15 protein-coding genes are annotated in these 11,857 nt (G+C 36.8%); 6 read left to right on the top strand and 9 right to left on the bottom strand.

Translation table 11 applies throughout. The features are described from left to right. Positions 1 to 95: 95 nt before the first annotated feature. A complete protein-coding gene (locus SM124_RS08355) occupies positions 96 to 866 on the top strand; it encodes an RsfA family transcriptional regulator (RefSeq protein ID WP_407691387.1) in 771 nt (256 codons plus the stop codon). Positions 867 to 1,033: 167 nt separating this feature from the next. Here the strand turns inward: SM124_RS08355 and lipL are convergent, their stop codons facing one another. Both lipL and pta read right to left on the bottom strand, forming a co-directional pair. Next, positions 1,034 to 1,879, bottom strand: a complete 846-nt coding sequence (gene lipL, locus SM124_RS08350; protein WP_322446057.1) for an octanoyl-[GcvH]:protein N-octanoyltransferase — start codon at positions 1,877 to 1,879, stop codon at positions 1,034 to 1,036. A gap of 311 nt (positions 1,880 to 2,190) precedes the next feature. Then, positions 2,191 to 3,168 carry a phosphate acetyltransferase gene (pta, locus tag SM124_RS08345; RefSeq protein WP_322446056.1) on the bottom strand — a complete coding sequence of 326 codons (978 nt, stop codon included), beginning with the start codon at positions 3,166 to 3,168 and terminating at the stop codon, positions 2,191 to 2,193. Positions 3,169 to 3,632: 464 nt separating this feature from the next. On the opposite strand from pta, the gene hemQ reads away from it, so the two are divergent. The 3 genes from hemQ to gerQ all read left to right on the top strand — a co-directional run bounded on the left by hemQ (position 3,633) and on the right by gerQ (position 5,651). Beyond that, positions 3,633 to 4,379 carry a hydrogen peroxide-dependent heme synthase gene (gene hemQ, locus SM124_RS08340; protein WP_322446055.1) on the top strand — a complete coding sequence of 249 codons (747 nt, stop codon included), beginning with the start codon at positions 3,633 to 3,635 and terminating at the stop codon, positions 4,377 to 4,379. A gap of 257 nt (positions 4,380 to 4,636) precedes the next feature. Next, a complete protein-coding gene (locus tag SM124_RS08335) occupies positions 4,637 to 5,071 on the top strand; it encodes a cell wall hydrolase (protein WP_322446054.1) in 435 nt (144 codons plus the stop codon). A 130-nt stretch (positions 5,072 to 5,201) separates the two neighbouring features. Next, a complete protein-coding gene (gene gerQ / locus SM124_RS08330; RefSeq protein ID WP_322446291.1) occupies positions 5,202 to 5,651 on the top strand; it encodes a spore coat protein GerQ in 450 nt (149 codons plus the stop codon). 113 nt (positions 5,652 to 5,764) lie between these two features. Here the strand turns inward: gerQ and SM124_RS08325 are convergent, their stop codons facing one another. The 4 genes from SM124_RS08325 to SM124_RS08310 all read right to left on the bottom strand — a co-directional run bounded on the left by SM124_RS08325 (position 5,765) and on the right by SM124_RS08310 (position 8,243). Next, positions 5,765 to 6,136 (bottom strand): DUF423 domain-containing protein, encoded by a 372-nt coding sequence (locus SM124_RS08325; RefSeq protein ID WP_322446053.1) that lies wholly within the window; start codon positions 6,134 to 6,136, stop codon positions 5,765 to 5,767. 34 nt (positions 6,137 to 6,170) lie between these two features. Continuing rightward, positions 6,171 to 6,458, bottom strand: a complete 288-nt coding sequence (locus tag SM124_RS08320; protein WP_322446052.1) for a YwdI family protein — start codon at positions 6,456 to 6,458, stop codon at positions 6,171 to 6,173. 349 nt (positions 6,459 to 6,807) lie between these two features. Next, the gene (locus tag SM124_RS08315; RefSeq protein ID WP_407691392.1) at positions 6,808 to 7,479 is read right to left on the bottom strand and encodes a uracil-DNA glycosylase; all 672 of its coding nucleotides are present in this window, start codon (positions 7,477 to 7,479) and stop codon (positions 6,808 to 6,810) included. A gap of 2 nt (positions 7,480 to 7,481) precedes the next feature. Then, complete coding sequence (locus SM124_RS08310; protein ID WP_407691386.1) at positions 7,482 to 8,243, bottom strand: DUF4230 domain-containing protein; 762 nt, start codon at positions 8,241 to 8,243, stop codon at positions 7,482 to 7,484. A 198-nt stretch (positions 8,244 to 8,441) separates the two neighbouring features. Between SM124_RS08310 and SM124_RS08305 the strand changes: the two genes are divergently transcribed. Beyond that, complete coding sequence (locus SM124_RS08305; RefSeq protein ID WP_322446049.1) at positions 8,442 to 9,002, top strand: sigma-70 family RNA polymerase sigma factor; 561 nt, start codon at positions 8,442 to 8,444, stop codon at positions 9,000 to 9,002. Further along, positions 8,992 to 9,996, top strand: coding sequence for a DUF4030 domain-containing protein (locus tag SM124_RS08300; RefSeq protein ID WP_322446048.1), 1,005 nt, complete (start codon positions 8,992 to 8,994; stop codon positions 9,994 to 9,996). The genes SM124_RS08305 and SM124_RS08300 overlap by 11 nt, the downstream gene beginning before the upstream one ends. Before the next feature lie 55 nt (positions 9,997 to 10,051). Here SM124_RS08300 and SM124_RS08295 read toward each other — a convergent pair whose 3' ends face one another. Genes SM124_RS08295 through SM124_RS08285 form a run of 3 tightly spaced genes read right to left on the bottom strand, consistent with a single transcriptional unit; the run spans position 10,052 to position 11,819 of the window. Beyond that, entirely contained in the window at positions 10,052 to 11,071 is a 1,020-nt protein-coding gene (locus SM124_RS08295) for a thiazole biosynthesis adenylyltransferase ThiF (protein ID WP_322446047.1), read from the bottom strand. 57 nt (positions 11,072 to 11,128) lie between these two features. After that, entirely contained in the window at positions 11,129 to 11,362 is a 234-nt protein-coding gene (moaD, locus tag SM124_RS08290) for a molybdopterin converting factor subunit 1 (protein WP_322446046.1), read from the bottom strand. Further along, positions 11,355 to 11,819 (bottom strand): molybdenum cofactor biosynthesis protein MoaE, encoded by a 465-nt coding sequence (locus tag SM124_RS08285; protein WP_322446045.1) that lies wholly within the window; start codon positions 11,817 to 11,819, stop codon positions 11,355 to 11,357. The genes moaD and SM124_RS08285 overlap by 8 nt, the downstream gene beginning before the upstream one ends. Positions 11,820 to 11,857: the final 38 nt, after the last annotated feature.

The following is an 11,857-nucleotide window of genomic DNA, read 5'->3' as shown; positions in this document are numbered from 1 at the left end:
AATTTGGAAATCATTAGACTAGAACATTAATTAAAAAAGCTTTTTTCAATTAATTCGAAATTAGCCAATTAAAAAGATTGAATCAGGGAGTTGAGATGATGAAAGTGCGTCAAGATGCATGGACAGATGAAAATGATTTATTACTAGCGGAAACAGTATTAAGACATGTGAGAGAAGGAAGTACTCAGTTAAATGCCTTTGAAGAGGTAGGAGATAAATTGAATCGTACTTCTGCAGCTTGCGGTTTTCGTTGGAATGCTGTTGTTAGACATCGTTATGAAAAAGCTCTTCAACTAGCGAAAAAACAACGTAAACAACGTCAGAGAATACTAGGAAAAGATCAAGGTGGAAAGAAAAAGCTACTCTACACACCACCAGTTCCTTCTATTAATGAAGTGATGAGTGAAGAGGAAACTTTTGATACTTTTGTAGAACAAGTAGAGTTTGATATTCCTTCAATCTTTGCTTCACAAGAGATGGCTGAAGAAATGCTAGAGGATGTAGAAACAGACGTACCAGTACCAGCTATGGCTTCAAACATACCTAGTCCAAAACGAGATTTAAGTCTTGATAACATTATAACTTACTTGCAAAGTTTAAAAGGATCCAACTTCCAAGTTGAAATCCTAAAAAGTGAGAATGAAAGATTAAAACGTGAAAATGCTCAAATTAGGAATCGTAATGAAGAACTTGAAGAAAAAATTAATCACTTAGAACAGAATTCTGTTATGATGCAAGAAGATTACGAGACACTAATGAAAATCATGAATCGTGCAAGAAAATTAGTACTATTCGATGAGGAAGAAAGACCAGCAACTAAATTTAAAATGGACCGTAACGGTAACCTTGAAAAAGTGGCTGAATAATATAGAAACTATCATATATAAATAGGTTTTTCTCTTACTTACTTTTATAATTAGGACATTGGCTAACATTGTGGGGAAAACCTAATGAATAGATGGAGAAGGAGAAAGGCAACAACTAATCCTATAAAAAAAAGCCGTAGACCTCATTTTGTGGGTCACGGCTTTCTTTATTTAAGTTCATTTAGCATTTTTTCGTTTCTTTCTATTACACGTTGGTAATAGCTTTCGAATAAAGGAAGCTCTTCGTCCGTTAAAGTACCTGAAAATAAAAAGTTGCTTTTATTTTTCAATACATTTAAAAACCGTAGCATAACATCTTGAACAGTAAGCCCGACTTCTAATAATTCAGATAAGGATTGCATAACAGAAGGATTAATGGTCGGATACTCAAATTTTGTTTCCGAATTCCCTTTTGATATATTATAAAAATTTTGGATTAACTCCGCTCTCTCACTTCCACTACCGTTGACACAAAGATAGATTTGGACAGCGACTCCATTACGAAGTCGTCGCTGAGAAATACCAGCAAATTTTTTGTCATTTATACTTAAGTCATAACTGCCTGGGCAATATGAACCTACTATTTCTTTCGCTACTATTTTTTGAGGAAAATCTGCAAACATTTCTTGAACGAGTAGCCACATGGCATCGTAGCCTCTATTTATATCAATCCCCTTTTCTACTTCTGGAAAAATAAGAGAAAGATTTAAGACTCCTTCGTCTAGTACTACGGCTAATCCTCCTGAGTTTCTAACGATATATTGATAATTTTGTTCCTCTAAATAGGTTAAACCTTCTTTTAAGAAGGGGAGTTTTGAGTCTTGAATTCCTAGTACGATGGTACGAGGGTGAACCCAGGCTCTAGCAGTTGCGGGTGACTGTTTCGAACCAACTGACGCACATAGTGTATCATCCATACCAAAGGATTGAAGGGCATGTCCATGTAAACCAACCATGGTCTGGTCAATCACTCTCCATTGTTCTTGTAACAATAGATTTTGAGCCTCTTTCATTGTTATTTCTCCTTTAAATAGTCTTAGTTAGACTTTAAATTGTATCTGCTTATTATAGCATATTTGATCTTAAAATTTTGCCCGTTGATTTCCGCTCCAGGCACTTGCTTTCCGCAGGGATGGGTGGGAGCCTCCTCGGCGTTACCGCCTGTGGGGTCTCCCATCCCATCTATTCCTGCAGGAGTCAAGTGCCTTCCGCTCCAATCAACTCAGACTTATAAAGTTAGATTTTAAAGAAAAGTTCCCAAGGTTATTAAATATATATAAAAGCCAGTCACTATAACAATGACTGACTTCTACCTCTTTTATTATTATTGACTCAACGCTTGGCCAGCGGTGATGAGTGCTAGTTTGTATACGTCTTCTTCGTTGCATCCGCGTGAGAGGTCGTTTACTGGGCGGTTTAGGCCTTGTAGGATTGGGCCTACTGCTTCAAAGTTTCCTAGACGTTGAGCAATTTTGTAACCGATGTTTCCCGCTTCTAGGCTTGGGAAGATAAATACGTTTGCGTCTCCTTGAAGTGGAGAGTCGGGAGCTTTCTTTTTAGCAACGGATGGTACAAATGCTGCGTCAAATTGAAATTCTCCGTCTAACACTAGCATTGGGTCTCTTAATTTAGCTTCTTGTACAGCGGCCGAGACTTTTTCCGTTTCTGGTGATTTTGCAGATCCCTTTGTTGAAAAACTTAGCATTGCTACTCGAGGTTCAATATCAAACATTCTCGCTGTTTTCGCACTTTCAACTGCAATTTCCGCTAAATCCTGGCTATCTGGAGATATGTTGATTGCACAGTCTGCAAACACGTATTTTTCTTCTTCTCGTACCATGATAAATACACCCGAAGTTTTGCGTACGCCCTCTTTTGTCTTAATGATTTGTAAAGCTGGTCTAACCGTGTCAGCTGTTGAGTGTGCTGCACCGCTTACTAAACCATCTGCTTGATTCGAGTAGACTAACATTGTACCAAAGTAGTTTTCATCTAGAAGAATCTTTCTAGCATCCTCTTCAGACACTTTCCCCTTTCTTCTTTCAACAAATGCCGCAACTAAACCATCCATCATGGCAAAGTTATTCGGATCGTATATTTCAATAGATTCTGTAGATACATTAAGTTCTTTTGCTTTCGCTTCAATTTCTTCAATATTTCCAACTAAAATAGGAGTTAATATTTTTTCTGAAGCTAGTCTTCCTGCTGCAGTTAAAATTCGTTCATCTAACCCTTCAGGAAATACAATTTTTAAATTTTGGCCAGTCACTTTTGCTTTTAAGCTCTCAAATAGGTCACTCATTACGAGTCCTCCTTATTAGTTAACATGAATTGCTTTTTAAACTTAACAAGTTTTATGTATAAAGGTTACAAAGAACCTTACTTCTTTAGAATACTCCTCATATATGAAAATTCAAGGAATCCATTTATTGATATCGTTTACATTTAAAAAGTTCTTTTTTTCGAAAAATTACGCCATTAATCTAATAAAACATTACTGTTTATAATATCTCTACATTTATACAAATTATCCTTTTAAATTAAATCTGTTCTAGGCTAGGTAAAAGTTGTCACAATTTCAAGGTTTATTCACACGTATGATGGCGAAACTATGTTATATTAACTATGTGATTTTCAATTAGGTTGTCGGTAAAAATGTTGTTTCATTATTCGTGATTTAAATAGTTTAGCTAATACATAACGTTCTATGATTTACATTTTTACATAAAACAGCCCTATAATATGAAAAGATTAGGAGTGATTTACATGAGTGAAGCAGCACAAACACTTGATGGTTGGTACTGTCTCCATGATTTCCGTACTGTTGATTGGACAGCCTGGAAGATGATTTCAAGCGACGAGCGCCAAGCAGCTATTCATGAGTTTTTAGGTCTAGTTGAGAAATGGAATAAAACTCAATCGAATAAAGAAGGCAGCCATGCATTATATACAATTGTTGGTCAAAAAGCAGATTTTATGATGATGATTTTAAGACCTACAATGGAAGAATTAAACGAAATTGAATTAGAATTTAACAAAACGAAATTAGCTGAGTATACAATTCCTACTCATTCTTATGTTTCTGTTGTTGAATTAAGTAACTACTTACCAGCTGATCAAGATCCATATCAAAGTCCAGAAATTCTAGCTCGTCTATACCCTACTCTTCCAAAAGCGAAGCATGTTTGTTTCTATCCAATGGACAAGCGCCGTAACGGTGAAGATAACTGGTACATGCTACCGATGGAAGACCGTCGTAAAATGATGCGCAGCCACGGTATGATTGGACGAGGCTATGCTGGAAAAGTTAAACAAGTTATTACTGGTTCAGTTGGTTTTGATGATTATGAGTGGGGAGTTACACTTTTCGCTGATGAAGTATTACAATTTAAAAAGCTAGTATACGAAATGCGCTTCGATGAAGTTAGTGCTCGTTTCGGTGAATTCGGCGCATTCTTTGTAGGAAACCTTCTTCAAGAAGATAGAGTGCATAGCTTTTTACATGTAAATTAATAGAACAAGCCCTCAGAACTTTTCTGAGGGCCTCTTTATTTTTCAAAGGAAATATTTTCGATCTATACATACACAAATCTACCACTCTACATACAATGCTCTCCACTTAGGTTTAAAAAAACTTTAGATTCTCTTCAATAAGAATCTGTCATAAACCGAATATCCCCTCATATCTATTAAATAGTGAGTACTTCTAAAAATTAACTGATTCTTATCTCACCGCATACTATAAGTTAGCAACGAAGAGAGGTGAAATAATGGGAATCATTCAGTACAACGAAGAAGATGTAAAACTCCTTGCTAGGCTTATGCGTGCAGAGGCTGAAGGTGATGGGAATTTAGGAATGTTAATGGTAGGGAACACAGGTGTTAATCGTGTTTTAGAGGATTGCTTGGACTTTAAGGATGTTCGTAGCATACGACAAATGGTCTTTCAAAGACCTGGAGGATTTGAAGCCACCATAAAAGGATATTTCTACCAAGCACCTAGAGAAAGTGAAATGAAATTGGCTAGAAGGGCTATCAAGGGTGAACGGTTTCATCCAGCTTCTAGATCCTTATGGTTTTTTAGACCCGAGGCAAACTGTCCTGCCCAATGGTTCAATCAATGGAATACAGGGCGGTATAAAGCTCACTGCTTCTTCAGCCCAAGTCAATCAGATTGCCCAACTGTTTATAAATACGGAGGGTAACTAATTTTTATTAGGAGGGATTAGCTTGACAAATTCTTATTCTGATCAAAACTTTAACATTAGACAATCTGGTGGTTATCAGCAATTCGGTGCAACTGGTCAAAAACCACAATACGGAACTGCCGGCCAAATGCCTACATATGGTACTCAAATGCCATATTCCTATCCAACTGGCACAACCGTACCTACAGCTACCGCATTTCCAGCTGGAGGACCTATTCCAACTATGCCGGCAACTGGATTTGTAGGTGGAGCCCAAGCCCCATCGTTAGGACCGCAAGTACCTGGGATGCTTCCATTAGAGCAATCGTATATTGAGAATATTTTACGCTTAAACAAAGGGAAACTGGCTACTGTTTATTTAAATTTTGATAACAACACTGAGGGTCTTACAACAACATTCAGAGGTGTTATTGAGGCCGCTGGACGTGACCATCTAATTTTAAGTGATCCTCAAAGCGGAATGCGCTACCTAATTCCAATGGTATACTTTGCATATGCTACTTTTGATGAAGAATTAGAGTATGATTATCCATTTGCAGCAGGTGTACCTGGCTTAAGTGCCTATGCACCGCGATAATCGATAAGACTTCCCCTCTTTACGTATGTAAGAGACGCGAAAAATTCTGAATCATAAAGTGAGCACCAACGTATATGTTGGCGCTCACTTTTTTAACTTGTAGTGAATTATTATTAAAACAACTTAACCGCTGCAATCACGATTAACATCCATGCTACTAAAAATGAAACGCCTCCAAATGGAGTAATGGCTCCTAGTACTCCTACTTTTGTTAACGTCAATACGTACAGGCTTCCTGAGAATAAGATAATTCCTATTAACATTAACCATCCTGACCAAGTAAGTAAACTACTTGTAGGGAATTTACTTAGTAACATTCCGATTATTAATAATCCAGTTGCATGGAACATTTGATAGGTAACTCCTGTTTTCCAAATTTCCATGTATTTTGGTTCTACTGTTTTCTCCAGTCCATGAGCACCGAAAGCCCCTAGAGCAACAGATAAAAACGCATTAATTGCTCCTAAAATAATAAATGTTTTCATTACAATGAACACCTCGTTTTAATTTGCTAAGCCTTTAGAAATCAAAAAGTGAATCACCATTTGCTTCATTATCCATTTCCACCTTCTTAGTTGGTTGATTCACTATGATGGGTGACTGAGATGGAACTTGAGCTTGTGATGGAAAGGAGTTGAATCCACGGGAAGTTTTCGGTTTTTCCGCCCCTTCTTGATCAAGTGCTAATTCACATAAAGTCTTAATCGCATGTATTCTTTCGCGAATCCTACTATCCGAACGACTTGCCTTCGCTTCTCTAATTTCCTCTTCCATCTTTTTTAATAGTCTCTCTATCGATATGCTCACTCGTTACACCTCCAATAAACCCTTTTGAACATCTTTCAATACTAGTTAGTATAAATTTTCTTTCTGTTAGGAGCAAATCTCTAATTCCAAAAAAATTATTTAGGTTCAAAACGAAGGCATGAATGTCCTGAAGCTCTTCTAACTTCTACAGAAGGGAGATTCCTTGTTTTGAACTCAAAAGCTTTACATCCCTTTGGAAATTTCGGATCCCAAGTTACATAAAAAAATCGACATTTGAAACAATCTATTCTTTTTTCACTCATTGATTTCTATCCTTTATTAATAGAGTATTAGTTTTTTACACTTTCTGACATGTTTCACGTGGAACATGTCGATTAAACTCTAATCTTTAGTCAATTTGCCAGTCTATCGTTTCCATATTGAGCTGTTGTAAATAGTCATTTACTTTAGAGAACGGACGACTTCCAAAGAACCCCCGACTTGCTGATAAAGGACTTGGGTGAGCAGAAGTAATGACTTTGTGTTTTTGTTCGTTAATAAGTTTACGTTTACTCTCAGCAGGGCGTCCCCAAAGGATAAAAATGACCGGCTGCTCTCTATCATTTAATCTCCTCATCACCTCATCGGTAAAAGCCTCCCATCCTTGGTTCTTATGGGAGTGAGCTTGGCCACTTCGTACGGTTAGAACTGTATTTAATAGTAAGACACCTTGATCAGCCCATTTCTTTAAATAGCCATGAGTAGGAATCAAACAGCCCAAATCGGAATGTAGTTCTTTATATATATTCCTTAAAGAAGGCGGAATTGGGACACCTTTGTTGACTGAAAAGCTGAGACCGTGTGCCTGATTCTCACCATGGTAAGGATCCTGACCAAGAATCACTACTTTTACCTTTTCATAAGGAGTATAGTGAAATGCATTAAATAGTTCATTTATTGGAGGAAAAATCATTTCCTTTTCGTACTCCATTTTTAAAAATTTTTCTAGATTTTGAAAGTAAGGCTTGTTTAACTCTTTCCCTACTTGCTCATACCAACCTCGATTTAATAATTCTTCAATCATTATTTAACCTCTTTATATTTTATCTCTATTTCATACCCCATTTGAGTGAAGAACTCTTGCAAGATTTTTTCCGCATTCTTTTCTGCCAGTTGTAAAAGTCCCTGGGTAACGGCTTCTTTCCTTACTTGTTCCTTTGCCTCATTCGCCAATCCGTAAGCCTCTTCCCAGTTTACTTCATCACGAAAAATTCCCTCTACAGAAAAGGTTTGAACATGATCAAACTGTAAGGATGGCTCTTGTAAAATCTCCGCTCTTGGGAGTGTTAGTTCAATCTTTTTTTCATCTTCAATAACATGAATATCCTTATTTTCAATTTGCTCTAGGTCAATCCCCGCTGTAACCATTCCAGGAATAATTAATAGGAGCTTTCTCTTTGTACCCGGCAAGTTTGCATTGATTTCTTTACCAAATAGTTGATTATCCTCTTTTTCAATAACAGCCTTTACGTAGGCTTGCGAGGTAGCCAAGGAAGATAGCTCTCTCATTTGCTCTACATAACTACCTTTTTCACTATGGTTATTAGCACTTGAATAGAAAAAGTAAGCTGCTGTTCCTACCATACTTACTACTAAAAGTAGAATAACTAGTATTTTCAAGCCCCATCCCTTTAGTAATACGCTTAATAAGCTACCGAACGAAATGGAAGATTTATGTTTAACAGCAATAGTACTTGCTGTTTGCTCTTTCGAATCCTGTAATTCTTTTAAAATGGCTTCAAGCTGTAAAAGTACTTTATCATCTTTTTCAGACAAATAAGTCACACCTTTCTTTCGTTTATACCTTATTATAGTGGGAAAAGAAATGTATTTGTAATAATTTGTAGAATATAAACGAAAGATTACGTGGTTCTTTTTTCCATAATAAAAAGGTTTAATAGATTCTATTTTTTTAATATATTTTTATAAATTGGGAACCGTCCTAAAAAAATGTCGTCTGTATTTGTAGAAGGAGGTTACGAGATGCAATTAAGTGTACCAAATGATGATCGATGTACCGAGGACCAAGTAGAGTATTCAATTGATTATCTTATGAAAGAATATGGGCAACAAATCCTCTGGCTTTCCTACAGTTACGTAAAGGATAAAAATTTGGCGGAAGATATCACTCAAGATGTATTTATCAAATGCTATCAAAATATGGAGAGCTTTAGAGGAGACTCTAGCTTAAAAACTTGGCTATATCGTATTACGAGTAACCGTTGTAAAGATGTATTAAAATCTTGGAGCTATAGAAGTAAGAAAATGACAGAGTACTTATTTGACCAACATATCTCCCCTAACCGAAACCCAGAGCAAGAGATGTTGGCTAAGTTTGAAGATCGAGATTTATCGTTAAAAGTATTATCCCTTCCTATTAAATACCGGGAAGTCATATTTCTTCACTATTTCGAGGAATACAAAATAGAAGATCTGAGTGCTCTACTTGGAATCAAGCCCAATACAGTGAAAAGTAGGTTGCATCGTGGCCGGAATCTATTGAAAGAAATGTATGATAAGGATGGTGTACAAAATGGAAAGTAAGCTAAAAAACCTAAAAAAGAGTATGACCACAACTGTTCTTGAAGATATGGTATTTGACCGATCACTTGAATTAAAAATAAAGGAAAAGATGGAAAGGGATAATAGAAGTCATTTTAGAAGAAGGGTTACACGTCTTTCCTGGTCTATTGCGATACCAGCTATTCTGTTTACTGCATTTGTTCTGTCAGCTAACGTTTCTCCTGCCGTTGCTAGTGTTATTGAGAAAATTCCTTATTTAAATACTTTGTTCACACAGCCTAGCATGGAGGAAAAATTAGCTGCTCCCCTACAAGAAAAAGGTTTTAATATTAAAGGGATCAATGTTAGAGCATTACAAAATGATGTGTTAATTGTTGTTCTTGGATCCAATGAATATCTTGAGGGTATCAAGGAAGAAGTGATTGCTATAACTGAAAGTACACTGAGAGCGGAAGACTACGACAAATATGATGTTACTGTAAAGGCATATATGGAGCCATTTCAGGAGTTAACCGACCATTTGAACAGCGAACTTTCTAAACAAAATTTCGATATTCATTCCCTATTAGTAACAGATGATGAAAAAGGAAACAAAGTGATTCGAGTGGAGATACCACATACTGAGAACAGGACCGCCTTCTTAGAAGAGTCCATTCTTCACATGGCAAATGAGAGTCAAAAAGAGAAATTCTTAGTTAAGATTCATAAAGTGAATGTGGCAAAGGTAGAGCAAGAAAACCGCTGGGCAATCTATATAGCTTCACCTCTTAACGATCAATTAACAATGGATAAAGAATTCAAGGTTAAAAGCGTAAGCTATACGGTAAATCCAAGTCCAAAACTTATGATTCACACTCTTGTTTCTGCATCTGAACCAGAAAGCAAATCCTACGCAGAGCAATTGCAGAAGAGAATTACGGAAATGTTGGAATCCGATGAAATGAAGGAATACTTAAAAGACGATTCTTATGAAATCGAAATCTATAGTAAAGAAGATAAGTTAATAAACCGTTAATTAAAAAAGGATAGCTGAGAATACAATTCTCTTTAGCTATCCTTTTTAAATATGCTTATCCCAGCAACCTTTGATAGATTGATTTAGCATGAGTTAAATCTTTTGTACCGTGGATTAGAGCCCTTCCATCTTGAAAAATCACCAGACGATGTTCTTCCGTTTCTACTGATAACAAGTAAGGATTTCCCTTAACTTTATAGCCGAGAGCCATTAGTTGGTTTCCTAGCTCATTTAAGACAATCACTTGTTTATGAGGAGGCCTTATTTGAACCGTATCTCTGCCACAGAGTACGGTTGTTTTTGTCATATTTTCCTTACTTAAATAAGGATAGGTTCTCTCTTTCCCACATGAAAGACAACCTTCATCTTTCGCTTTGGACATTTTCATACTTGTATATTGGTTTCTCCAGAGGTCAAAGCTGACAAAAGTATCTCTAATGGAATCCCAGTCTTCCACAAGAATTTTTAGAGCCTCGACAGTTTGATGTGCAATAGCCATTTGTACAGCAGGAGCAATAATTCCACCTGTATCACATGTCATCCCTTGTATCGGAATTCTTTTTAGTAAACAGTTTAAACAAGGAGTCTTTCCAGGAATGATCGTAAAACTCATTCCATAACTTCCTACACATGCTCCATAAACCCAAGGAATTTTAAATTTTTGAGAAATGTCATTGATAGCCATTCTTGTCTCAAAATTATCCGTTGAGTCCATTATTAAATCTATGTCTTTTGCTAAATCTTCAAGCATGTCAGGTGTAGCATCACCTACAATGGCTCTTATTTCTACTTCTGAGTTTATTGCTCTAAGCCTTTGTTCAGCAGCAACAGCCTTAGGCAGTTTTTCACGTACATCGTCTTCTGTATAGAGCTGTTGTCTTTGGAGGTTACTAAACTCAACATAGTCCCGGTCAACAATCGTAACTTTTCCAACACCAGACCTAACCATGGTTTCTGCATTACTCGACCCAAGTGCACCAGCTCCAATAATAAGCACATGTTTAGAACTTAGTTTCTCTTGTCCTGTTTGTCCAATCGGTGTAAATAATATTTGTCGAGAGTATCGTTCAAACATTCCTTACACCTCCTCTATCTTAGTTTCCTTTTTTCTCTGTCCAGCTCCGTTCGCTAGTCATCCACCACTAACAGGTGGAATAAATGCGATAATGTCGCCTTGTTGGATGATTTCTTCGTTTGTTGCGAATTCTTCGTTTATGGCAGTCATGACTGTATCTAGTTGGTTAAGTTGATATTGATTGGCTAGCAACTCTTTTAGTTCAGCCACTGATCTTCCTGCTACGTCTATAGAAATGGATTCTTCACCGACTGCTTCACGTAAATGAGCGAAAAACATGATTTTATTCATTTAAATCCTTCTCCTCTGGTTTTCCTGTTGGATAGGCAACAGTTTCGAGCTGGTTTCCAATCCATTCTTCTCCGTCTTCCCAATGTTCTTTTTTCCAAATGGGGACAATCTCTTTAATTCTTTCAATGGCATATCGGTTAGCTTCATAAGCGTCCGCACGATGTGGAGTGGATACGGCAATAACAACCGCTACATCGGTAATCTCCAATTTACCTATACGATGTGTGATAGCGACCTTTGCCCCGCTCCAGCGCTCCTCAATCTCTTTTCCAATTTGTTCAAGCTTTTTAACGGCCATTGGTTCATACGCTTCATAAATAAGGAAAAGAGTCTTTTTACCAGCTGTTAACTCTCTAACCGTGCCGATAAAAGTAGTGATAGCTCCTGCTTCCCTTTGAACAACCTTATCAATAACATCTTGTATCTGAATAGGTTCCTTTGAAATTTCAAAATTCATTCCAACACCTCTAACATTCTTCAAATCGTATTCAATAA

This window comes from Robertmurraya mangrovi, from assembly GCF_034427655.1.
Classification (GTDB): Bacteria; Bacillota; Bacilli; order Bacillales; family Cytobacillaceae; genus Robertmurraya_A; species Robertmurraya_A mangrovi.
The sequence above is the reverse complement of the archived record's forward strand: the minus strand, read 5'-3'. Positions and strand labels throughout refer to the sequence as shown.